We start from the raw sequence: 21,723 nt of genomic DNA, 5'->3' as shown, positions 1-21,723 counted from the left end.
CTTGAGCGTTGACATCTTCAATAAGTCGCCGTTTATATAAGTTCGCACTTATTTTTGGAGGCGACATGATTGATGTGAAGCGGTACCTGGGGGCCGTCGTGCGGGAGGTGGAGAGCCGTGAGCATGAGGGCAAGCCCGCACGCGTCGTCGTCGCCACGCGCGATTACGACACGACGGTGGAGGACCTCTGGGACGCGCTGACCAACCCCGAGCGCATCCCCCGCTGGTTCCTTCCGGTGTCCGGCGACCTGAAGCTGGGTGGGCGTTACGAGCTCAAGGGCAATGCCAGCGGCACGGTCACCCGTTGCGAGGCTCCCCGGCACCTGGGGCTGACGTGGGAGTTCGGAGGGGCCGTGAGCTGGTTGGAGGTCATCCTGGCCAACGCGCCTGGCGGTGGCACCCGGCTGCGGCTGGAGCACATGGCCCACGTGAGCCCCTTCTGGGACGACTACGGCCCTGGCGCGACCGGAGTCGGCTGGGAGCTGGGGCTGATGGGCCTGGGCATGCACTTGGAGTCAGGCGGCGCCGCTGTCGACAGCGCGGCGGTGGAAGCCTGGACGACCTCGGATGAAGGCAAGGCGTTCATCACGGCCAGCAGCGAGGGCTGGGGGCAAGCGGATGTGACGCGGGGAGAGGACGCCGCGGCGGCGAAGGCTCGCGCGGCGCGGACGACGGCCTTCTATACTGGAGCGCCGCCGCCCGACGTGCGGCATCCAGGGACCTGATAGCCACGATGCATGCCTTCGACGTCCTGGGTGATCCGGTGCGCAGACGGATTCTCGAGCTCCTGGCCGAGGGGGAACGCCCCTCTGGCGAGGTGACCGAGTCCATCCAGGCGGAGTTCGGCATCAGTCAGCCGGCGGTCAGCCAACACCTGAAGGTGCTGCGCGACAGCGGTTTCGCGGAGGTTCGCGCCGAAGGGACCCGCCGCCTCTATCGCGTCGACCCGGCGCCGTTGCAGCAGGTCGACGCGTGGCTGGAACAGTTTCGCGTGTTCTGGACACCGCGCCTGGAGGCGCTCGCCACCGAGGTGGCGCGGGGCAAGCGGGCTCGGGCCAAGGCCGACAACGAAGGCGGCGGTCCGTAGCCTGGCGTGCGCGGTGTCCAGGACCGCCTGCTTCGGCTGACTTGAAGGGCACCGCTCGCCCCTTCGCTTACGGGAAGGCGCTGCCTACCGGACAGCGGGCCTCATCTGAAGCGAGGCAGGGCAGTGGGCTGGCGAGGACTCGCCGGGTCTTCGCAGGCGACTTCCAGTCGGAGGATTAGATTCAGGCCCCAGGGCGGGTGCGCTCGCCCGCTGGAGGGATACTCATGGATGCCGCATCCAAGGCCGCTTCGCAGCAGGGGCTTGCTCCCGGTGGCGCGTTCCTCTTCGAGGAGGTGGGCTCGGCCCGCATCCTCACTCCGGAGACCTTCACGGAGGAGCAGCGCCTCTTCTTCAAGACGGCGCTCCAGTTCTCCCGCGAGCAGGTCCTCCCCCGGTCCGAGCATATCGAGGCCAAGGACAACGCGCTCCTGCGCCAGTTGCTGCGACAGGCCGGGGAGCTGGGCCTGCTGAGCGTGGACATCCCCGAGGCCTACGGCGGCACCGGCCTGGACAAGACGACGTCGCTGCTGCTGGCGGAGGCCATGAGCCTCAACGGCTCATGGTCGGTGACGTTCGGCGCGCACACCGGCATCGGCACGCTGCCCATCGTCTGGTTCGGCAACGCCGAGCAGAAGGCGAAGTACCTGCCGAAGCTGGCCACCGGTGAGTGGGTGGCGGCCTACGCGCTCACGGAGCAGGGCAGCGGCAGTGACGCGCTGGGCGCCAAGACGAAGGCGGTGCTGTCCCCCGACGGCAAGCACTGGATTCTCAACGGCTCCAAGCTCTACATCACCAACGCGGCCTTCGCGGACGTGTTCGTCGTCTTCGCCAAGGTGGACGGGGACAAGTTCACCGGCTTCATCGTGGACAAGGACACGCCCGGCCTCACCGTGGGGCCGGAGGAGCACAAGATGGGCATCCGTGGCTCCTCCACCTGCCCGCTCTACTTCGAGGACGCGCGCGTCCCGGTGGAGAACCAGCTGGGCGAGGTGGGCAAGGGGCACAAGATTGCCTTCAACATCCTCAACTACGGCCGCCTCAAGCTGGGCGCGGGCGTGCTGGGCGGCATGAAGCTCCAGCTCCAGAACGCGCTGCGCTTCACGCAGGAGCGCAAGCAGTTCGGCGCGCCCATCGTCCAGTTCCCGCTGTCGCGCGAGAAGCTGGCCCGCATGGCCGCGCTCGTCTACGCGGTGGAGAGCATGACGTACCGCACCGCGGGGCTGGTGGACACGCGCCTGGGGCAGGGGGACAAGAGCGCGCCGGACCACGAGGCACGCCTCCTGGCGGCGGTGGAGGAGTACGCCATCGAGTCCTCCATCATGAAGGTGCACGGCTCGGAGTCCTTCGGCCACCTGGTGGATGACGCCGTCCAGCTCCACGGCGGCGCGGGCTACATCGAGGAGTACCCGGTGGAGCGCTCGTACCGCGACGCGCGCATCAACCGCATCTTCGAGGGCACCAACGAAATCAACCGCATGCTGATTACGGGCATGCTCCTCAAGCGCGCGGTGAAGGGAGACCTGCCGCTGTTCGCCATGGCCGGCGACGTGGCGGAGGAACTGGCCCGGGGTGAGCGGCCCACGGCCCGCGTGAAGGATGCCCTGGCCCCGCAGGAGGTCGCCGCCGAGGCCGCCAAGCACCTGGCGCTGCACGGCCTGCGCGTGGCGGCGGAGACGTTCGGCACGGAGCTGGAGCAGCACCAGGAGGTGCTCGCGGCCCTGTCGGACGTGGTGATGGACGCCTTCGCCCTGGACTCCATGGTGACGCGCACGCGCCAGGCCGCCACGTCCGGCGCGTTGGACCCAGTGCGCGTGGCGATGACGCAGCTCTACGCGCTGGACGCCATTCCCCGCGCCTACGATAGGACGCGCCGCGCGCTGTGCTCCACGTTGAAGGGGGACGCGCTCGACCAGGAGCTGAAGCGCCTGGGCACGCTGGACGTCTTCACGCCGTATGACCCGGCGGCGCTGCGGGAGACGGTGGTGGCGGCCCTGGAGTCCGCGGGCGGCTACCCCCTGGGCGCGGTGTAGCCCGCGGGGGGCCCGGGCCGTCACGGCATCCGCGCGACGGCCTCCATGCCGAAGCTCACCCGGGCCTTCCAGGGGACGGGCGGCAGCGTTGCCAGGGACAGCAGTCCGTCCAGCCGCTGCTGCATGTCCGGCCGGAGGCGGCCGAAGGTGGCGCCGAAGCCCGGCGTCACCGTCCCCGAGTTCTTCCGGGGCACCGTGGAGGTCCACACCACCTCGCCGTGCAGCATCATGGGCCCCTCCCGGAAGTCCATCTCCAGGAGGAAGGGCGTGCCCACCTTCACCTGTCGCGGCAGGGCAGGGGCCTGTACCTCCAGGCCCACGCCGCCCCGGGAGATGTCCCGGACGACGAAGCCCGGGGACAGGGGCGCCGCCTCGATGGCGCGCAGGTACAGGGGCAGCCGCGGGAAGCGGCGCAGGCCGGCGTGCTCATCGGCGGAGTAGATGCGCTGGAGGATGGCGTCCAACGCGCTGCGGTCCTCGCCGACCCCGTAGCGGACGGTGAGGAGGAAGCGCTGGGACTCCTCGTGTGGGACGACCTGGACCACTTCCCCCAGCACTTCCACGGGCCGAGGCACACCGCCCGCATGAAGCTCGAAGGTGAAGCGAGTCCCCAGCGGCAGGCTGCGGCGCGTCTCCAGGGTGACACCCCCCAGTCCGACACTGCGCGTGTACTCCCCCACCAGGGACTGCAGCGTCTTGTAGGCCACCTTCAGCCGAACGTTCGTGTTCACGCGACTGACACTTTGCGCCTGGGTCAGGGGGGAACTCAAGTTTACCCCAGCGCAATAGGTAGGGCGTCGTACGGCGCCAACCACTGGACCTTCCAGGTGTGACGGCCTTTCCGGACGTCGGGCGCGGACAAACCGCTGTTTCAACCTGTTGCGGTTTCTTGACCCCCCCAGGTGGGGCGCGTATGTATGCCGCCCGGAAGTGGCAAGGAGTGGGAAGGAGTGGAGCTTCATCCCTCAGTGGGTTGAAAAGGTGGATCGTCCCGAGTGTTCCGAGGCGTCTATGAGCACCAGATCGACGCGAAGGGGCGGACGAGCCTCCCGGCGAAGCTCCGGGACACGCTGGTGGGCGCCTACGACGAGAGGCTCATCCTCACGACGGCGCTCGACCGATGCCTCCACGCCTACCCGGTGCGGGAGTGGGAAGCGCTGGAGCTGTCGTTGGCCAAGCGCAACCCGATGGAGCCTGGGGTGAAGACGCTGATGCGCTTGTACGTGGCCAGCGCGCAGGAGTGTCCGCTGGACAAGCTGGGACGCCTGCTCATCCCTCCGACGCTCCGCTCCTATGCGGGGCTGGAGAAGGACGTGGTGTGGGCGGGGATGGTGAAGGTCATCGAGCTGTGGAGCTGCGAGGGGTGGGCGAAGGCGCAGGAAGAAGCGCGCCAGGAAGCGACCTCCGCGGACGTGATGAAGGTGCTCGCCGAGCTGCGGCAAGCGTGACGGGAAAGTCGACAGGACCCCGAAGTACCGGGAGGGTGGCAAGCGTATGAACCAGGTTCTGGAGGTTCGGCCAGGGTTGGCGGGCGCGGCGATTGCCGCCGGCCGTGTCGAGACGCTCATGCTGGAGGGCGAGCTGAGCGAGCAGGACCTGCTCGAGCTGTGCGACGACCTGGGCCGCAAGCTGCAGCGCGGCACGCGTCAGGTGGTGCTGGACTTCGGGGACGTGGGGCACCTGAACTACCGCGGCGTCAAGCCGCTGATGGCGCGCACGGATGCCTTCCGCCGCGCCGGCGGGGACGTGAAGCTGTCCGGACTGTCGCCGTACCTGGCCGCCATCTTCCGCGCGGCCGGCGCGCACGACTGTTTCGAAATCTACCCGCACATGAACGATGCCCGAGCCGCCTTCGCGCTGGCACGGGCACCCTTCGTCTGACGGCCCGTGACGGCTTCGGACTTCCAGCACCAGACCGTCCTCCTGCGGGAAGCAGTGGAACTGCTCCGGCCGGCGGATGGGCGGGTCATCATTGACGGGACGCTGGGTGGCGGTGGCCACTCGGAGGCGCTGCTGGCCTCGGGCGCCACGGTGGTCGGCGTGGACCGGGATCCGGTGGCGCTCGCCGCGGCCACCGCGCGCCTGGGCGCCAACCCGCGCTTCCAGGGCCGCGCCGGCAATTTCGCCGAGCTGCCCCGCGTCGCCGCGGACCTGCTGCCTGTGGATGGCGTGCTGGTGGACCTGGGCGTGTCGTCGCCGCAGCTGGACGTGGCCGAGCGCGGCTTCTCCTTCTCCAAGGATGGCCCGCTGGACATGCGCATGGGGCCGGACGGCCCGACGGCGGCGGAGTTGATCGCCACCACCGATGAGCGCGAGCTGGTCCGCATCCTCAAGGACTACGGTGAAGAGCCCTTCGCCCGGCCCATTGCCCGCGAGCTGAAGAAGGCCCTGCCCACGCGCACGCTGGAGGCCGCGGAGGTCGTGAAGCGGGCGGTGCCGCGCAAGGCGTGGCCCAACCGCATCCACGTGGCCACCCGGACCTTCCAGGCGCTGCGCATGGCCGTCAACGGTGAACTGGAGGCGCTGGACGCGCTGCTGGCCGCCATCCCCGGGCTCCTCAAGGTGGGGGGCCGCGCCGCCGTCATCGCCTTCCACTCCCTGGAGGACCGGAAGGTGAAGGAGGCGTTCCGCGCGCTCGCGGGGCGCTGCACCTGTCCGCCGGGCCTGCCCGTGTGCGTATGCCGCGGGGTGGGTGATTTCGCCCTGGTGACGAAGAAGGCCGTGGCCGCCTCCGAGGCGGAGGTCGAGGCCAATCCCCGTTCACGCAGCGCGCATCTGCGCGTGGTGGAGAAACTCCGATGAGCAAGGTGCACTCCCGGGTATCGGCGTTGCGTTCTTCCGTGACGGTGGGCGGCGTGCTGCTGCACCTGTTGCCGGCCGTGTGCCTCTTCGCCCTCTTCGTCGCGGTGGGCATTCTCCACGTCACCAGCCGGGTTCTGGTGGTGGACATGGGCTACCGCCTGTCGCGCGAGGAGGCGGAGAGCCGCATCCTCACGCGCGAGAATGACCGGTTGAAGCTGGAGCTGGCCACGCTCAAGGCGCCGGGCCGGCTGGAGCGCGTGGCGCGCGAGCAGCTGAACATGGCCATGCCGCGCGGCGGCGCCGTGGTGTCGCTGTCGGCGGAGAAGCCGGCGCGTGACAGCGGGGCGCGCGCGGAAGTCCCGGACGCCACGCAGCCCACCGTCCGCGTGGCGGGCCGCGCCGGAGCGGGCCGGTGAGAGACTTCAAGGCGGCGCGGGCTCCCGAGCCCAACGCGAAGTGGCTGAAGCTGCGGGTACGGCTGCTGTTCGGGCTGTTCCTGATGCTGCTCGGCGTCGCCTTTGGTCGTGCGGTGCAGCTCCAGGTCTTCGAGCAGGAGAAGCTGCGCGGCATGGCGCAGGACCAGTACGTCCGGCACATCGAGATTCCGGCCCGCCGCGGCGACATCTTCGACCGGCGCGGCGCGCCGCTGGCCCAGAGCGTGGAGGTGGACTCCATCTGGGTGGACCCTTCCATGCTGCCCGACGTGAAGGCCGCGTCCCGGGCGCTGGCCAAGGCGCTGAAGCTGGACCCGGACGAGCTGGGCGCGCGCCTGGCCCGGGCCAGGCGCTTCGCCTGGGTGAAGCGCCAGGCCAAGCCCGCCGAGGTCGCCGCGGTGAAGGCGCTGGCGCTGCCGGGCATGGGCTTCTCCAAGGAGCCCAAGCGCTTCTACCCCCAGCGCGAGCTGGGCGCCCACGTGGTGGGCACGGTGGGCATGGACGGCCGCGGCCTGGAGGGCCTGGAGCTGGCCTTCCAGGACGAGCTGTCCGGGCAGAACTCCTCCACGTCCGGCTTCCGTGACGCCAAGGGCCGCAAGCTGCTGGTGCAGGGCGCGTTGGATCCGCTCCAGCGCCAGGGCGCCGCGGTCACCCTCACGTTGGACCGCCACCTCCAGTACGTCGCGGAGAAGGCGCTGAGCCGCGCGGTGGAGGACGCCAAGGCCGTGGCCGGCATGGCGGTGGTGTTGGATCCGCGCACGGGCGAGCTGCTCGCCGTCGCCAACCACCCGCGCTTCAACCCCAACACGCCGGAGTCCAGCTCGCGCTCGGGCATGCGCAACCGCGCCGCCCTGGACACCTTCGAGCCGGGCTCCACGCTGAAGGCCTTCGTGGTGGCCGCGGCGATGGAAGAGAAGGCCATCACCGCCGACAGCCTCTTCTTCTGTGAGAACGGCGCCTGGCGGGTGGGCCGCCACACCATCAACGACACCCATTCCTACGGCTGGCTCACCCCGCAGGGCATCCTCCAGAAGTCCTCCAACATCTGCATGGCGAAGATTGCCCAGGCCATGGGACGGGAGAAGTTCGTGAAGGGCTACCAGACCTTCGGCTTCGCCGAGCGCACCGGCCTGTCCCTGCCGGGCGAGGGGCGCGGCGTCCTGCCGTTCCCGAAGGCGGAGATCTCCCTGGCCAACCAGTCCTTCGGACAGGGGATGACGGCCACGGCGGTGCAGATTGCGGCCGCCTATGGTGCGCTGGCCAACGATGGGGTGCTGATGCGGCCCTATCTGGTATCGAAGGTGGTGGACCCGGACGGTGTCGTTCTGCTGGAAAACCGTCCCACGGAGCTGCGCAGGGCGGTCTCCGCGAAGGTCGCCCGGCAGGTCGTGGGCATGCTCGAAAGCGTGGTGGTCAAGGGAGGGACGGCCACCAGGGCCGCCATGGAGGACTACCGGGTGGCCGGAAAGACGGGCACCTCGCAGAAGGCAGACCCGGTGGCGCGGGGGTATTCGGACAAGCGGATTGCCTCCTTTGTTGGGGTGGTACCGGCCGAGTCTCCGCGAGCAGTGATTCTTGTCGTAGTGGACGAACCCAAGACGGACGTATACGGGGGGACCGTGGCTGCCCCTGCTTTCAAGGAGATTGCGACCGCCGCCATGGCTCACCTGGCCGTGCCCCCGTCCCGGACGGTGGCACCCGAGGTGGCCGTGGCCGCCGAGTCCCCCGCGCCTGCCGCGGCGAAGCCGGGGGCGAATGCCTCCGGCGCCGCCCGGACGGCGCTGGTGGACGCGGTGACGGAGACCCCTGAACCCGGCACGGTGCGTGTGCCGGACCTTCAGGGAGAAGTAGGACGTGAGGCCGTGGTGAAGCTGCTCGCCGCGGCGCTGGAGCCACAGGTATTGGGCAGTGGACGCGTGGTATCTCAAACCCCCGCCGCCGGTTCACTGGTGGAGAAGGGGGCCCGGGTGACGCTGGAGCTCGCCGCGCGGCAATAAGGCCGCGTCCGCTCCAGGCCCCGCTCTTGCAATGCGTGTGAAGGGGAAGAGATGAAGCTGACGGATGTCCTCGCAGGATGTGGTGCCGAGCAGACCTCGGGCGGCCGTTCCGCGGTTGACGTCACCGGTGTGACGCAGGACTCGCGGCGCGTGAAGCCGGGAGACCTGTTCGTCGCCATTCCTGGCACGAAGGAGGATGGGGCCCAGTTCATCGGTGAGGCCGTGTCCCGTGGCGCCGTGGCGGTGGTGTCGGAGAAGCCGGTGCCATCCTCGCAGGTGCCCTTCTTCAAGGTGGGCAGCGCTCGCAAGGCGCTGGCGCTCATCGCGGCCAACTTCTACGGCCGCCCGGCGGACCAGCTGACGTTGCTGGGCATCACCGGTACGAACGGGAAGACGACCACCAGCTACCTGCTGGAGGCCATGAGCACCGCGACGTACGCGTCCACCGGCGTCATCGGGACGCTGGGCTACAAGTTCGCTGGCCGCACGGTGGAGTGCGCCAACACCACGCCGGATCCGCTGGAGTTGCACCGCATCCTCCGGGAGATGGTGGAGGCGGGCGTGGAGACGGTCATCATGGAGGTGTCCAGCCATGCGCTCGCGCAGGAGCGCGTGCACGGGCTGACCTTCAAGGCCGCGGGCTTCTCCAACCTGAGCCGCGACCACCTCGATTACCACAAGGACATGGAGGACTACTTCCAGTCCAAGCGGAAGCTCTTCGCGGAGAACCTGTCCGCGACGGGCGTGGCGGTGGTGAACGGCGACGACACCTACGCCAGCCGCATCTACAACGAGCAGCGCGGCCAGAAGCGCATGGCGTGGAAGTTCAGCCGTCAGGGCTCCGGGGAGATTTCCGCGGCCGACGTGAGCTTCTCGCTCCAGGGCATCAAGGGCGTGCTGAAGACGCCCGCCGGTGACATCCCGCTCAAGAGCAAGCTCCTGGGGCCCCACAACCTGGAGAACATCCTCCTGGCGGTGGGCATTGGCCTGGGCGCGGGCTTCGCGCGGCGCGACGTGCAGGAAGGCATCGAGCGGATGATGCCGGTGGCCGGCCGCATGGAGCGCGTGGAGAACTACGGTCCGTCCGGCGCCCCCGCGGTGCTGGTGGACTACGCGCACACGGATGACGCGCTCAAGCGCTCCATCGAGGCGGCGCGCTCGCTGGCCAAGGGCCGCGTCATCGCGGTGTTCGGCTGCGGCGGGGACCGCGACAAGGGCAAGCGTCCGCTGATGGGCGCGGTGGCGGGTGAGGGCGCAGACCTGGCCGTCATCACCAGCGACAACCCCCGCACCGAGGATCCGGAGGAGATCATCTCCCAGGTGACCGCGGGCATCGAGAAGAGCGGCCTGCGCCGCATCTCCGCCGGCAAGGCGAAGAGCGGTGAGAAGGGCTACCTGGTCGACGCGGACCGCCGCGCGGCCATCGAGCAGGCCATCAGCCTGGCGTCCGCGGACGACGTCGTCCTCATCGCGGGCAAGGGCCACGAGACGTACCAGCAGGTCGGCGCGGAGAAGCACGCGTTCGACGACCGGCAGGTGGCCGCGAAGGCGCTGGCCAACCGCACCGCTGGCTGAGCCTCCCGAGCCCCGTCGACCCGCCCATCTCTCACACCATGGCAGCTTCCTTCAGCGACGAAGAGGTGGTGCAGGCGACCGGGGCAACCCGGCGTGGCGGCCCGGCCCGGGCCGCCTACGCTACCGTCTGTACCGACACGCGGGCACTCACCCCCGGGTGCCTCTTCGTGGCCCTGGTGGGTGAGCGCTTCGACGCCCACGCTTTCGTGGACGCCGCGGCGAAGGGCGGGGCGGCCGGCGCGGTGGTGGCGCGCGGGCGCCCGTTGCCCGAGCTGCCCGCTGGGCTGGTTCTCTATGAAGTGGATGACACCCTGCGGGCCCTGGGCGCGCTGGGACGGCACCACCGTCAGCGCTTCCGGATTCCGGTGTGCGCGGTGGGTGGCTCCAACGGGAAGACGACCACCAAGGAGATGGTGGGCGCCATCCTGGCCACGCGCGGGCCGGCGCTGAAGACCGAGGGCAACCTCAACAATGAGATTGGCGTCCCGCTGACGCTCTTCCGGCTGGAGCCGCGCCACGTCGCGGCGGTCATCGAAGTGGGGATGAACCAGCCGGGGGAAATCGAGCGGCTGGCGCGCATTGTCCAGCCGGACGCTGGCGTCATCACAGTGGTCCAGCCCGAGCACCTGGAAGGGCTGGGCAGCATCGAGGGCGTGGCGGCGGCGGAGGGCGAGCTGTTCCAGGAGATGGGGCACGGCACCACCATCGTGGTGAACGTGGACGACGCGCTCATCCCCGCGCAGGCGGAGCGCAGCGGAGCGCAGCGGCTGACGTTCGGCCGGGCGGAGCACGCGGACGTGCGGCTTGCGGACGTGAAGACGCTGGGCCGCGAGGGCATGGTGGCCACGGTGCGGCACCTGGGCCGCGAGTGGCCGGTGCGGCTGCACTTCGTGGGGCCGCACAACGCGCAGAACGCGACGGCGGCCTTCGCGGTGGCGCTGGCGCTGGGCTACACGCCGGAGGAGTGCGTGCGCGGCCTGGAGACGGCGCGGCCGTACTCGCGGCGCCTCAACGTGGTGGACGGGCAGCACGGCGTGACGGTCATCGACGACTGCTACAACGCCAACCCGGCCTCCATGGACGCCGCGCTGGAGACGCTGGGCACGCTGGTGCCCGCGGGTGGCCGGGCCGTGGTGGTGCTGGGGGACATGCTGGAGCTGGGGCCGAGCGAGCTCGAGGAGCACGCGCGCCTGGGCGGCCAGATTCCCTCGCACGCGACGCTGGCGGCATTTTTCGGTCCCCGCTCCGTGAAGGGGTGGGAGGCCGCTTCCATGGGTGAATCCGCCGCCCACTTCACCGACGTGGAGCCGCTGATGGCGTGGTTGGCGCCCCGGCTTCGCGAAGGTGACGTGGTGCTGGTGAAGGGCAGCCGCGGCATGCGGCTGGAGCGGGTGGTGGCCGCCCTGACGGGCACGGCCGTCCCCGGAGGAAACCACTAGTGCTGTACCTCCTCTACGAGGTCATCCAGAACTCCGAGGCGGGGCGCGTCCTCAACTTCCTGCGCTACCCCACTTTCCGCATCATCGCCGCGGGCGTCTTCGCGCTCCTCCTGGGCATGCTCATCGGGCCCAAGCTCATCGCCCGGCTGCGGCTGAAGCAGCACGGCCAGAGCAACGTGCGCGAGGACACGCCGGATTCGCACCAGAAGAAGAAGGGCACGCCCACCATGGGCGGCGCGCTCATCCTGCTGTGCATCGCGGCGGGCACGCTGCTGTTCGCGGACCTGAAGAGCCGCGCGGTGTGGGTGATGCTGCTGCTGACGCTGGGCTACGGCTTCATCGGCTTCCTGGATGACTGGCTCAAGCTGTCCAAGCGCAACTCCAAGGGCCTGGCCGGGCGCAAGAAGATGGTGCTGCAGACCTTCTTCTTCCTCGTCGCCGTGTTCGGCCTGCTGACGACGTGGACGCTGCCGGACGGCTCGTTCGGGCCCACGCTGCTCATCAACACCAAGCTGACGCTGCCCTTCATCCCCACGCGCTGGTTCAACCCGGACCTGGGCTGGTTCTACGTCTTCTTCGCGTGGATTGTCGTCGTGGGCACCTCCAACGCGGTGAACCTCACGGACGGCCTGGACGGCCTGGCCATCGTCCCCACCATCGTGTCCGCCATCACCTTCGCGGTGCTCTGCTACGTGGCGGGCACCACGCTGAGCATCGCGGACTCGGAGACGGTGGGCGGCGTGTCGAAGCTGGTGGCCACGCCGCTGTACCAGTACCTGGGCATCCTCCAGGTGCCGGGCGGCGCGGAGCTGGCCGTGTTCTGCGCGGCCATCGTCGGCGCGGGCATCTCCTTCCTGTGGTTCAACACCTACCCGGCCTCCGTCTTCATGGGCGACATCGGTTCGCTGGCGCTGGGGGGCGCGCTGGGCGGGCTGGCGGTGCTGTCCAAGAACGAGGTGGTGTCCGCCATCATCCACGGCATCTTCTTCGCCGAAATCCTGAGCGTGATGATTCAAGTCACGTCCTTCAAGATGACGGGCAAGCGCGTCTTCAAGATGGCGCCGGTGCACCATCACTTCGAGCTCAAAGGAATGGCCGAGCCGAAGATCATCGTCCGTTTCTGGATCGTCTCCATCCTCTGTGGTGGCGTGGCGCTCCTGTCCCTGAAGCTCCGCTGAACCCGGAGGTGGCACGGCCATGACGTTGGCGCTGTCCGGTCAGAAGGTGCTGGTGTTCGGGCTCGCGAAGAGCGGCGTGGCCGCGCTGCGTCTGCTGCGTCGGCAGGGCGCGGACGTCACGGCGCTGGACGCACGGGGCGACGACGTGCTGGGCGCGGTGGCCCACGAGGTGAAGTCGCTGGGCGCCACGCTGGTGTCCGGACCCACGCCGCCGGGGCTGCTCGCGTCGCAGGACCTGGTGGTGGTGAGCCCGGGCGTGCCGCTGGCGCTGCCGGAAATCCAAGCCGCGCGCGCGGCCGGTGTCTCGGTGTGGGGCGAGGTCGAGCTGGCGGGCCGCCTGCTGTCTGGTGTGCCGCTGTTCGGCATCACCGGCACCAACGGGAAGAGCACCACCACGGCGCTCACGGGCACGCTCTTCGCCAGCGGCGGCAAGCGCACCTTCGTGGGCGGAAACCTGGGCCGGCCCTTCAGCGAGGCGGCCATGGCCCCGGGCGACTGGGACGCGCTGGTGGTGGAGCTGTCCAGCTACCAGTTGGAGGGCATCCGCACGCTGCGCCCCCGGGGCGCGGCCATCCTCAACCTGACGCCGGACCACATCGACCGGTACCCCAGCCACGCGGCGTACGGCGAGGCGAAGGCGCGCATCTTCCAGCAGCAGCAGGCCGGTGACTTCGCGGTGGTCAACGCGGACGACGCGGACGTGCTGGGCCTGGCGCGCGGCGCGAAGTCGTCGGTGTACGGCTTCAGCCTCACGGGCAAGCCGGTGGCGGACGCCCCGGCGCTGGCGGGCCTGGCGGTGGCGGAGCCGGGCGGCTTCCGGCTGGAGTTCCTGGGCGAGCACTACACGTTGACGAACCGCGCGCTGCGCGGCGCCCATAACGCGCAGAACGCGATGGCGGCGGCGCTGCTGGCGCGCCTGGGCGGCGTCACTTCCGGCGCGGTGCAGGCGGGGCTGGACGGCTACCCGGGCCTGCCGCACCGGCTGGAGAGCGTGCGCGTGCTGGATGGCGTGGAGTGGGTGAACGACTCGAAGGCCACCAACGTGGATTCGGTGCTGGTGGCGCTGCGCGCGTTCTCCAGCGGCGTGTGGCTGATTGCCGGCGGCAAGGGCAAGGGCGCGCCGTACGCGCCCATGGTGGAAGCGGGGCAGGGCAAGGTGAAGGGCGTGCTCACCATTGGCGACGACGCGGACACGCTGGCCCGGGCCTACGCTGGCGTGGCGCAGGTCCACGCGTGCGGCACCCTGGCCCAGGCGGTGGCGCGGGCGCGGGAGTTGGCGGCGCGGGGTGACACGGTGCTGCTGTCGCCCGCGTGCGCGTCCTTCGACCAGTTCAAGAACTTCGAGGACCGGGGCGATTCGTTCAAGCGCCTGGTGGAGGCGCTGTGACGGTATGAAGAACCCTTTTCCTCCGTCCTCCGCCCTCGTGCGCTTCGACCCGGTGTTGCTTTGTGCGGTGCTCGGGCTCGTGAGCTTCGGGCTGGTGATGGTGTACTCGGCCAGCGCGGTGCTGGCGCAGGACAAGCTGGGCGACAGCCTCTACTTCCTCAAGCGTCAGCTCGTCGCCGCGGGCCTGGGGCTGGGCGCCATGGCCGTGGCCATGAAGGTCGGCTGGCGCCGGCTGGCGCGCTGGGCCTATCCGCTGCTGCTGGCGGCCATCGTCCTGCTGGTGCTGGTGAACATCCCCGGCATCGGCAGCACGGCGGGTGGCGCGCGGCGGTGGATTCGCCTGCCGGGCTTCGGCCTGCAGCCGGCGGAGGTGGCGAAGTTCGCCTGGGTCGTCTACCTGTCCTACTCGCTGGCGAAGAAGCGGGAGAAGGTGGCGAAGTTCTCCGTGGGCTTCGTTCCGCACCTCGCGCTGTGTGGCATCCTGGTGTTGCTTTGCATGATGCAGCCGGACTTCGGCAGCAGCGTGCTGCTGGTGTTCATGCTCTTCGTGCTGCTGTTCGCGGCCGGCGCGAAGCTGAGCTACCTGGTGGGCATGGTGCTGCTGGCGTTGCCCCTGGCCTATGTGGCCATTGCCTCCAGTCCGTACCGGATGAAGCGCATCCTGGCTTTCATGGACCCGTGGGCGCACCGGCATGACGTGGGCTACCAGGTGGCCGAATCGCTGATGTCCATCGGTTCGGGCGGCGTGGTCGGCCTGGGGCTGGGCGACGGACGGCAGAAGCTCTTCTTCCTGCCAGAGGCCCACACCGACTTCATCTTCTCCATCATCGCCGAGGAGACGGGCCTGATTGGCGTGGGCCTTCTGGTGGTGCTGTACGGCGTCGTGCTGTGGCGCGGCGTCCGGGCCAGCCTGGCGGCGGGGGAGACGTTCGGCACGTACCTGGGGCTGGGCATCAGCTCCATCATCGCGTTCCAGGCCGCGGTCAACATGTGCGTGGCCATGGGGTTGTTGCCGACGAAGGGGCTGACGCTGCCCTTCGTGTCGTACGGAGGTTCATCGCTGGTGGTGCTGATGGGCGCGGCTGGAGTGCTGTTGTCGTTGAGCGCGAACACCCAGGGGGCCGCGAGGCCCAGCCGGGTGGGAACAGACATGCGGGAGGTGGCGGCATGATGAAAGTGCTCATCGCGGGTGGGGGCACGGGCGGACACCTCTTTCCGGGCATCGCCCTGGCGGAAGAGGTGGTGACACGGCATCACCGCAACGAGGTCGTCTTCGTGGGCACCGAGCGCGGTATCGAGTCGCGCGTGGTTCCGAAGGAGGGCTATCCGCTGGAACTGGTGAAGGTGCAGGGACTCAAGGGCAAGGGCTTCCTGTCCCTGCTCAAGGCGCTCTTCGCGCTGCCGCTGGCCTTCATCGAGTCCTTTCGCATCCTCGCCCGGCAGAAGCCGGACGTGGTGGTGGGCGTGGGCGGCTACGCCAGCGGGCCGGTGGTGCTGGCCGCGTGGCTGATGGGCATCCCCACCGCCATCCAGGAGCAGAACGCGCTGCCCGGCTTCACCAACAAGGTGCTGGGCCGGATTGTCCGCGTGGTGTTCATCGCCTTCGAGGAGGCGCGCGCCTTCTTCCCGGAGAAGAAGGTCCAGCTCATCGGCAACCCCATCCGCCGCAAGCTGATGGACAACTACCTGCGCAGCCACGTCGCGCACGAGCGCTTCTCCGTGCTCGTCTTCGGCGGCAGCCTGGGCGCGCGGGGCATCAACCAGCGGATGACGGATGCGCTGGACTCGCTGGGCGACCTGAAGGACAGCCTGCACTTCGTCCACCAGACGGGGAAGAACGACCTGGAGTCGGTGCGCAAGGGCTACGCGGACAAGGGCTTCCAGGCGGAGGTGGTGGAGTTCATCGACGACATGTCCAGCGCCTATGCCCGCGCGGACCTCGTCGTATGTCGCGCCGGCGCGACGACCCTCGCGGAGCTGACCGTCTGTAAGAAGGCCAGCATCCTGATTCCCTTCCCGCACGCCACCGACGACCACCAGGCCGTCAACGCGCGGGCGTTGGTGGACGCGGGCGCGGCGCTGATGTTCCGCGAGTCGGAGCTCACCGGCGAGAAGCTGGCGCAGACGATTCGTGAGCTGAAGGGCCACCCCGAGCGCCTCAAGAGCATGGAGAAGAAGGCGGGCCTGTTGGGCCGTCCGGAAGCCGCCAAGGAGCTGGCGGACGTGTGTGTGGACCTGATGGTCCAGACGTGGGGCCCCAACGGCCGCGAGCGCACCCCCATCGAAGCCGAGAAGAAGGCCCCCAGGAGCCATTCGTGACGCGTAACAAGCCCCCCAGCCTCTTCAAGACGCGCCACGCGGCGCAGGTCCACTTCGTGGGGCTCGGTGGTATCGGCATGAGTGGCATCGCCGAGGTGCTGCTGAACCTGGGCTACCGGGTGTCCGGTTCCGACCTACGTGAGAGCGACATCACCCGGCGCCTGGCGCGCATGGGCGCGACCTTCTTCGAAGGCCACCGCGCGCAGAACCTGGTCCAGGCGGACGTGGTGGTCATCTCCTCCGCGGTGCGCAAGGACAACCCGGAGGTGGTCGCCGCCCGGCAGCGGAAGATTCCTGTCATCCCCCGCGCGGAGATGCTCGCGGAGTTGATGCGCCTGAAGTACGCGGTCGCCGTGGCCGGCAGCCACGGGAAGACGACGACGACGTCCATGGTGGCCACCGTGCTGAGCGCGGCGGGCCTGGACCCGACGGCGGTGGTGGGCGGCAAGGTGAACGTGCTCGACTCCAACGCCAAGCTGGGCAAGAGCGAGCTGATGGTGGTGGAGGCCGACGAGAGCGACGGCAGCTTCCTCCACCTGCACCCGTCCATCGCCATCGTCACCAACATCGACCCGGAGCACATGGACCACTACGGCAACCTGGACACGCTCCAGTCCGCCTTCGTGGAGTTCTGCAACCGGGTGCCTTTCTACGGCCTCAACGTGCTGTGCCTGGACAACCCCAACGTCCAGGCGCTGCTGCCGCGCATCGAGAAGCGCTTCGTCACCTACGGCAGCTCGCACATGGCGGACTACCGGCTGGAGAACATCCAGTTGGACGGCTTCACCACGCGCTTCCACGCCTACCGCCGGGAGGAGTCGCTGGGCGAGTTCAGCGTGCGGATGGTGGGCGCGCACAACGCCTTCAACGCGCTGGCCGTCATCGCCGTGGCGGAGGAGATGGACATCCCGCTGGAGACGGTCCGCGAGTCGCTGGCCGAGTTCGGCGGCGTGCAGCGGCGCTTCACCGTGCGCGGCGAGGCCCAGGGCATCACCGTGGTGGACGACTACGGGCACCACCCCACGGAAGTGCTGGCCACGCTGGCCGGCGCGCGTCGGGCCTTCGGACGCCGGGTGGTGGTGGCCTTCCAGCCGCACCGCTACACGCGCACGCATGACCTGATGAAGGAGTTCACCACCTCCTTCAATGATTCGGATGTGCTCTTCGTCACCAGCGTCTACGCGGCGGGTGAGGAGCGCATCGATGGCGCCACGGGCGACGCGCTGGCGGACGCCGTCCGCGCCCACGGCCACCGCGACGTCACGTTCGTGGAGAAGCGCACCGACCTGCCGGCGGCGCTGCTGCCGCGTCTGCGCGAGGGTGACCTGGTGCTGACGCTGGGCGCGGGTGACATCACCCACGTGGGGCCGGAGTTGCTCGAGCTGCTGCGCACCACCCCCCTGTCGAAGGACTAGCGCCATGGTGGAAGCGGGCGTGAAGACGGCGCTGGCGGCGCGCGTGGAGTCGCTGGGCGGCTGCGAGGTGAAGGCGGGTGAACCGCTGGCGCCCCTCACCAGCGTCCGGGCCGGCGGCGCCGCGGAGGCCCTGGTGCGCCCGCGCTCGCCGGACGCCCTGGTGGCGCTGCTGAAGCTGGCGCGCGAGGAAGGCATCCCCGTCTCGATTCTGGGCGGCGGCGCCAACACGCTGGTGGGTGACGGCGGGGTGCCCGGCCTGACGCTGAAGCTGCCCGGAGACCTCTTCCCGGAGGTGGCCGACGTGGGCCCCGAGGAAGGGCGGCTTACCCTGGGCGCGGGGGCGGCCATCGTTCGTCTCATCAACGTCATGCGGGCCCACGCCCTGGTCGGCGCGGAGTTCCTGGCCGGCATCCCCGGCACGCTGGGCGGCGCGGTGGCGATGAACGCCGGCACCAAGAATGGCGAGGCCTTCCGCGTCATCGAGGCGGTGGAGGTGGCCACGGCGGATGGGGTGGGGTGGCTGACGAAGGCGCAGGTGCCGCACGCCTACCGTCACTCCGAATTGCCGCCGGGCGGCGTCGTCACCCGGGTGCGTTTCGCACTGCGCAAGGGGGACGTAGGGGCCTCCAAGGCCGTCATGGACGCGGACCTGGGTTACCGGAAACGGACACAGCCGCTCAGTCAGCCCAACTTCGGCAGCGTCTTCACCAACCCGCCAGGTGACCATGCCGGGCGACTCATTGAACTGGCGGGCCTGAAAGGGTACTCGCTGGGGCGCGCGCAGGTGTCCACCCTGCACGCCAACTGGATTGTGAACCTGGGCGGTGCCACCGCCCGCGACGTGCTGGGACTCGTCACCCTCATGCAGCAGCGGGTGCGCGAGCAGTCCGGCGTCGACATGAAACCCGAAGTCAAGCGCCTGGGAGACTTCCTGTGACTCCAAACCGCGGTGCCTTCACGAAGGACGAGCTCAAGCAGAAGCGTGTCGGCGTGCTGTTGGGCGGAATGTCCGCGGAGCGCGACGTGTCCCTGCGCACCGGTGAGGCCGTCTCCGGGGCGCTGCGCGGGCTGGGCTATGACGTGGTGGAGATTGACGTGGGCCGGGACTTGCCCGCGCGCCTGGCGGCGGAGAAGGTGGACGTGGCGTGGCTGGCCGTCCACGGGCGTTATGGCGAGGACGGCTGCCTCCAGGGACTGCTGGAGTCGCTCTTCATTCCTTATACCGGCAGCGGCGTGCTGGCCTCCGCGCTGGGCATGGACAAGGTGTACGCCAAGCAGGTCTTCGTGGCCCACGGCATCCCCACGCCCGCGTACCGTTCCTTCCGGGACGCCGCGTCGGCGCTGGCGGCGGCGGACAGCCTGCCCTTCCCGTTTCCAGTGGTGGTGAAGCCCAGCCGCGAAGGCAGCAGCGTGGGCGTGCACATCTGCAAGACGCGGGACGCCTACGAGGCCGCCGTGACGGACGCGGCGAAGTACGCGGGCACCCTGCTGGTGGAGCAGTTCGTCAAGGGACGCGAAGTGCAGGGTGGAGTGCTGGACGATGAGGCCCTGGGCGTCATCGAGGTCCGCGCCGCGCGCGAGTTCTACGACTATGACGCGAAGTACAAAGCGGGCACCGGCACGCAGTACCTCTTCCCCGCGCCCCTGCCTCCGGATCAGTATGCGCGGGTGAACGAGGTGTGCCTGGCCGCGCACCAGGCCCTGGGTTGTAGCGGGGGCTCGCGGTCGGACGTCATCGTCACCGACGGAGGCGAGGTGTTCCTGCTGGAGACGAACACGCTGCCGGGCATGACGGCCTCGAGCCTGCTGCCCAAGATCGCCGCGGGGCGCGGCATCGACTTCCCCTCCCTGTGCGAGCGCCTGCTGTTGGGCGCGTGTCTCAAGGCCTGAGCGTCTTGGGGGACTGCGAACCTCGCGCTCACCTGCGAGACGCGCCCATGACACCGCGACCGGGTTTCGGGAAGGTGCCGCGGCGGATGAAGACGCCGCGGCGCTTTCGGCTGGCGGGCCTCTTTACTTCCTGATTTGCACCGTGACGGAGGTGAACACCTCGACGGTCTGCCCGTTCTCCTGGACGCGGGTGCTCTCGAAGCTCACCGGTTTGATGTAGAGGGCGTTCGCCCGGTGCTCACTGGTGGACCTGGGGCCAAATCTCGCCAACTGCGTCGTGTGCATGGCCATGCCCGTGCAGTTTTGGCAGATGGGTGCGAGGTGCACGAACACCGTGCCGCCCTCAATCTGGTTCGTCCCATTGGTCTTCCGCTTCGGTACCGAGATGAACAACTGCTGAGGCTTCTCATCCGGCTTGCCGCTCAAGGGCATCTCCCAGACTGCCCCCAGCGGGAGGGGGCTGGTGCTGTCCTCGTTGTTGTCCAGCGGACGGAGCGTGACAGTGGTGAAGCCCGTGTTGTCGAGGGCCGAGTTGACCTTGAAGAGATCCTCCTTCTTCGTCCACCCGAGCCAGTGGAGCTGCGCGAGGCTGTAGTTGTCCGACGCGAAGATGCTCATGTACGAGCTCGCGTCGCCGGACGAGTTGATCTTGCCGGTCGCGGAGTTGAGCACGCTGCTGTGCGCGAGGCCGAGGACGTGCCCGACCTCGTGGATGAAGTCCCGGGGCACGGTGCTGATGAGGTTGGCCCTGTTCGAGCCGGCGTTCGAGGAGGGGCACACCCCTTTGGGCAGCACAAAGATGGTCAGGAAGTCGCTCGCTTTATGTCCGGCTCGCAGCGCGGCATCGTTCTTCACCGCGCTGCAGGCAGTCCTGGTCACGGTCACGTTCTGCCTGATGAATCCCAGGTGCAGCCGGTTTCGAGACATGACGGATGTCTTGGCTTGCAGGACGTCCAGGGCATTCTGGATGGACCCCCAACTGGGCGTCGTCTTGCCAGCGAGCGAGACGCGGACGACCTTGACGCTGTGCGCCTGGTTGACGTCGCCCACCCTGGCGTTGAAGTTCTTGACGCAGGTCAACTCGTTGGGGGCGCAGTCGTAGTCGAACGGAGAGGGGCGCGCCGCGAAGCCCTGAATCTGGAACGAGCGCACGTTGTCGTTCGCGCTGGCGCCGCTCGCGAACGAGGTCTCGCAGAGGTTCGTGTCGCTAGCGACGAAGACGGAGTCTCCGGTGCAGTTCGCTCCGGCATGGAGTGTCACGGTCTTCCCGAAAGGCACGTCGACGTAGGATGCGCCGATGGTTTCCGGGAGTGTGTGGCAGCCGCTGGCTTCGGTCTCCTGGATCACCTGGGAGGCGCCGTCGCAGTTTTCACGCATGCGGACGAGCGGCGTGTTCACGCCGATGAGCTGCGCGCGCAGCGTGGGCCAGTTGGCCGCCGTGCAGTTTCCGGACTGAACCTCATCGAGGAAGGTGCCGTCATCGAGCTCCGGGTGCTCGTAGAACCTGCATGTGTCCTCCATCTCGCTCCAGTGCTCCCAGTCACAGGTCCCCGTGTTCACGTACGTCGCGATGCACGAGAGCGCCGCTTCCAGCGACGATGAGACGACCGCCTGCCTGGAGGACGCGATGGCCTCCTCTGTGACGGTGACTCCGGGCTGCTCGTGGGCGGGTTGCTCCCCCTCTTCGCCTTGGCACCCTGACACCAGTGCTCCGCACAGCATGACGACCGTCATGGTCAGCTTCTGCATACTTCCCTCTCGCAGCCCGTGGCTGCGTCCCACGGTGCACGACGTGCATGTGGATGACTTTTGCAACTCAGTGAATGTGTCAACCCGCCGGCTGTGACGTCCAGGGCTGCATGGCCCGCGGGTTACACGGCCAACACCCTTCCTGCAGTGAAGCCTCTCGCCAATTTTCATCTAATCATGGATAATTTCGGAATTCCTGAAATTGAAGATTCCATTTCGCGATGCCGTTCATCCAAAACGGTGCTCGGCAGGGGCTGGGGCGTCGCTGGTGCGCCTGTCCGAGCCCATGGCCCACCGGGATGAAGCGCCCGCGCGGCGGCAAGGAAGGAGGCCCGCTCCCTCAACTCGAGGGGAACACCCTTGAAATTAGGGGGGAGGGAGAAGGAATGTGCGCTGCGCCTTTCGCGAGCCCCGTGAGAAA

General features: G+C 68.9%; 19 protein-coding genes. 17 read left to right on the top strand and 2 right to left on the bottom strand.

Annotated elements, in window-relative coordinates; translation table 11 throughout:
• Window positions 1-65 precede the first annotated feature (65 nt).
• From BHS09_RS28870 to BHS09_RS28860, 3 genes are all read left to right on the top strand, one after another.
• Window positions 66-725 (top strand): SRPBCC family protein, encoded by a 660-nt coding sequence (locus BHS09_RS28870; RefSeq protein ID WP_140799635.1) that lies wholly within the window; start codon window positions 66-68, stop codon window positions 723-725.
• An 8-nt stretch (window positions 726-733) separates the two neighbouring features.
• Window positions 734-1,087 carry an ArsR/SmtB family transcription factor gene (locus BHS09_RS28865; protein ID WP_140794649.1) on the top strand — a complete coding sequence of 118 codons (354 nt, stop codon included), beginning with the start codon at window positions 734-736 and terminating at the stop codon, window positions 1,085-1,087.
• 224 nt (window positions 1,088-1,311) lie between these two features.
• Window positions 1,312-3,117, top strand: a complete 1,806-nt coding sequence (locus BHS09_RS28860) for an acyl-CoA dehydrogenase family protein (RefSeq protein ID WP_140794648.1) — start codon at window positions 1,312-1,314, stop codon at window positions 3,115-3,117.
• A gap of 20 nt (window positions 3,118-3,137) precedes the next feature.
• On the opposite strand, the gene BHS09_RS28855 is transcribed toward BHS09_RS28860, so the two are convergent.
• Complete coding sequence (locus BHS09_RS28855; protein ID WP_174259349.1) at window positions 3,138-3,848, bottom strand: PilZ domain-containing protein; 711 nt, start codon at window positions 3,846-3,848, stop codon at window positions 3,138-3,140.
• 264 nt (window positions 3,849-4,112) lie between these two features.
• Between BHS09_RS28855 and mraZ the strand changes: the two genes are divergently transcribed.
• Genes mraZ through BHS09_RS28785 form a run of 14 tightly spaced genes read left to right on the top strand, consistent with a single transcriptional unit; the run spans window position 4,113 to window position 19,553 of the window.
• Entirely contained in the window at window positions 4,113-4,565 is a 453-nt protein-coding gene (gene mraZ, locus BHS09_RS28850; RefSeq protein ID WP_140794646.1) for a division/cell wall cluster transcriptional repressor MraZ, read from the top strand.
• 46 nt (window positions 4,566-4,611) lie between these two features.
• Window positions 4,612-4,998, top strand: a complete 387-nt coding sequence (locus BHS09_RS28845; protein ID WP_011555567.1) for an STAS domain-containing protein — start codon at window positions 4,612-4,614, stop codon at window positions 4,996-4,998.
• Window positions 4,999-5,004: 6 nt separating this feature from the next.
• Complete coding sequence (gene rsmH, locus BHS09_RS28840) at window positions 5,005-5,919, top strand: 16S rRNA (cytosine(1402)-N(4))-methyltransferase RsmH (protein WP_140794645.1); 915 nt, start codon at window positions 5,005-5,007, stop codon at window positions 5,917-5,919.
• Entirely contained in the window at window positions 5,916-6,335 is a 420-nt protein-coding gene (ftsL, locus tag BHS09_RS28835; RefSeq protein WP_140794644.1) for a cell division protein FtsL, read from the top strand. Before rsmH ends, ftsL begins: the two co-directional genes overlap by 4 nt.
• Window positions 6,332-8,350, top strand: a complete 2,019-nt coding sequence (locus BHS09_RS28830; RefSeq protein WP_140794643.1) for a penicillin-binding protein — start codon at window positions 6,332-6,334, stop codon at window positions 8,348-8,350. The genes ftsL and BHS09_RS28830 overlap by 4 nt, the downstream gene beginning before the upstream one ends.
• 51 nt (window positions 8,351-8,401) lie before the next feature.
• Complete coding sequence (locus BHS09_RS28825; protein ID WP_140794642.1) at window positions 8,402-9,925, top strand: UDP-N-acetylmuramoyl-L-alanyl-D-glutamate--2,6-diaminopimelate ligase; 1,524 nt, start codon at window positions 8,402-8,404, stop codon at window positions 9,923-9,925.
• A gap of 38 nt (window positions 9,926-9,963) precedes the next feature.
• Complete coding sequence (locus BHS09_RS28820) at window positions 9,964-11,364, top strand: UDP-N-acetylmuramoyl-tripeptide--D-alanyl-D-alanine ligase (protein ID WP_140794641.1); 1,401 nt, start codon at window positions 9,964-9,966, stop codon at window positions 11,362-11,364.
• The gene (mraY, locus tag BHS09_RS28815; RefSeq protein WP_140794640.1) at window positions 11,364-12,542 is read left to right on the top strand and encodes a phospho-N-acetylmuramoyl-pentapeptide-transferase; all 1,179 of its coding nucleotides are present in this window, start codon (window positions 11,364-11,366) and stop codon (window positions 12,540-12,542) included. Before BHS09_RS28820 ends, mraY begins: the two co-directional genes overlap by 1 nt.
• 19 nt (window positions 12,543-12,561) lie before the next feature.
• Window positions 12,562-13,929: a UDP-N-acetylmuramoyl-L-alanine--D-glutamate ligase gene (murD, locus tag BHS09_RS28810; RefSeq protein ID WP_140794639.1), complete on the top strand. Its 1,368-nt coding sequence runs from the start codon at window positions 12,562-12,564 to the stop codon at window positions 13,927-13,929.
• A gap of 4 nt (window positions 13,930-13,933) precedes the next feature.
• Window positions 13,934-15,100 (top strand): putative lipid II flippase FtsW, encoded by a 1,167-nt coding sequence (gene ftsW, locus BHS09_RS28805; RefSeq protein ID WP_140794638.1) that lies wholly within the window; start codon window positions 13,934-13,936, stop codon window positions 15,098-15,100.
• On the top strand, window positions 15,097-16,248 hold the full coding sequence (murG, locus tag BHS09_RS28800) for an undecaprenyldiphospho-muramoylpentapeptide beta-N-acetylglucosaminyltransferase (protein WP_140799634.1): 1,152 nt from the start codon (window positions 15,097-15,099) through the stop codon (window positions 16,246-16,248). The genes ftsW and murG overlap by 4 nt, the downstream gene beginning before the upstream one ends.
• On the top strand, window positions 16,245-17,663 hold the full coding sequence (gene murC, locus BHS09_RS28795) for a UDP-N-acetylmuramate--L-alanine ligase (RefSeq protein ID WP_140794636.1): 1,419 nt from the start codon (window positions 16,245-16,247) through the stop codon (window positions 17,661-17,663). The genes murG and murC overlap by 4 nt, the downstream gene beginning before the upstream one ends.
• Before the next feature lie 4 nt (window positions 17,664-17,667).
• Complete coding sequence (gene murB, locus BHS09_RS28790) at window positions 17,668-18,600, top strand: UDP-N-acetylmuramate dehydrogenase (RefSeq protein ID WP_140794635.1); 933 nt, start codon at window positions 17,668-17,670, stop codon at window positions 18,598-18,600.
• Window positions 18,597-19,553: a D-alanine--D-alanine ligase gene (locus tag BHS09_RS28785; RefSeq protein ID WP_140794634.1), complete on the top strand. Its 957-nt coding sequence runs from the start codon at window positions 18,597-18,599 to the stop codon at window positions 19,551-19,553. Before murB ends, BHS09_RS28785 begins: the two co-directional genes overlap by 4 nt.
• A gap of 123 nt (window positions 19,554-19,676) precedes the next feature.
• On the opposite strand, the gene BHS09_RS28780 is transcribed toward BHS09_RS28785, so the two are convergent.
• Window positions 19,677-21,302: a zinc metalloprotease gene (locus BHS09_RS28780; RefSeq protein ID WP_237079890.1), complete on the bottom strand. Its 1,626-nt coding sequence runs from the start codon at window positions 21,300-21,302 to the stop codon at window positions 19,677-19,679.
• Between the last annotated feature and the right edge of the window lie 421 nt (window positions 21,303-21,723).

This window comes from Myxococcus xanthus (assembly GCF_006402735.1).
GTDB classification, from domain to species: Bacteria; Myxococcota; Myxococcia; order Myxococcales; family Myxococcaceae; genus Myxococcus; species Myxococcus xanthus_A.
Note: the sequence above shows the minus strand (reverse complement) of the source record. Positions and strands in the feature narration are given on the sequence as shown.

Excerpts from the sequence above, each read along its gene's own strand:
- BHS09_RS28870 (WP_140799635.1), top strand. The coding sequence starts at position 66 with ATGATTGATGTGAAGCGGTACCTGGGGGCCGTCGTGCGGGAGGTGGAG.
- murB (WP_140794635.1), top strand. The coding sequence starts at position 17,668 with ATGGTGGAAGCGGGCGTGAAGACGGCGCTGGCGGCGCGCGTGGAGTCG.
- BHS09_RS28860 (WP_140794648.1), top strand. The coding sequence starts at position 1,312 with ATGGATGCCGCATCCAAGGCCGCTTCGCAGCAGGGGCTTGCTCCCGGT.
- BHS09_RS28820 (WP_140794641.1), top strand. The coding sequence starts at position 9,964 with ATGGCAGCTTCCTTCAGCGACGAAGAGGTGGTGCAGGCGACCGGGGCA.
- BHS09_RS28825 (WP_140794642.1), top strand. The coding sequence starts at position 8,402 with ATGAAGCTGACGGATGTCCTCGCAGGATGTGGTGCCGAGCAGACCTCG.
- BHS09_RS28845 (WP_011555567.1), top strand. The coding sequence starts at position 4,612 with ATGAACCAGGTTCTGGAGGTTCGGCCAGGGTTGGCGGGCGCGGCGATT.
- ftsL (WP_140794644.1), top strand. The coding sequence starts at position 5,916 with ATGAGCAAGGTGCACTCCCGGGTATCGGCGTTGCGTTCTTCCGTGACG.
- BHS09_RS28780 (WP_237079890.1), bottom strand. The coding sequence starts at position 21,302 with ATGCAGAAGCTGACCATGACGGTCGTCATGCTGTGCGGAGCACTGGTG.
- murD (WP_140794639.1), top strand. The coding sequence starts at position 12,562 with ATGACGTTGGCGCTGTCCGGTCAGAAGGTGCTGGTGTTCGGGCTCGCG.
- BHS09_RS28865 (WP_140794649.1), top strand. The coding sequence starts at position 734 with ATGCATGCCTTCGACGTCCTGGGTGATCCGGTGCGCAGACGGATTCTC.
- ftsW (WP_140794638.1), top strand. The coding sequence starts at position 13,934 with ATGAAGAACCCTTTTCCTCCGTCCTCCGCCCTCGTGCGCTTCGACCCG.
- murG (WP_140799634.1), top strand. The coding sequence starts at position 15,097 with ATGATGAAAGTGCTCATCGCGGGTGGGGGCACGGGCGGACACCTCTTT.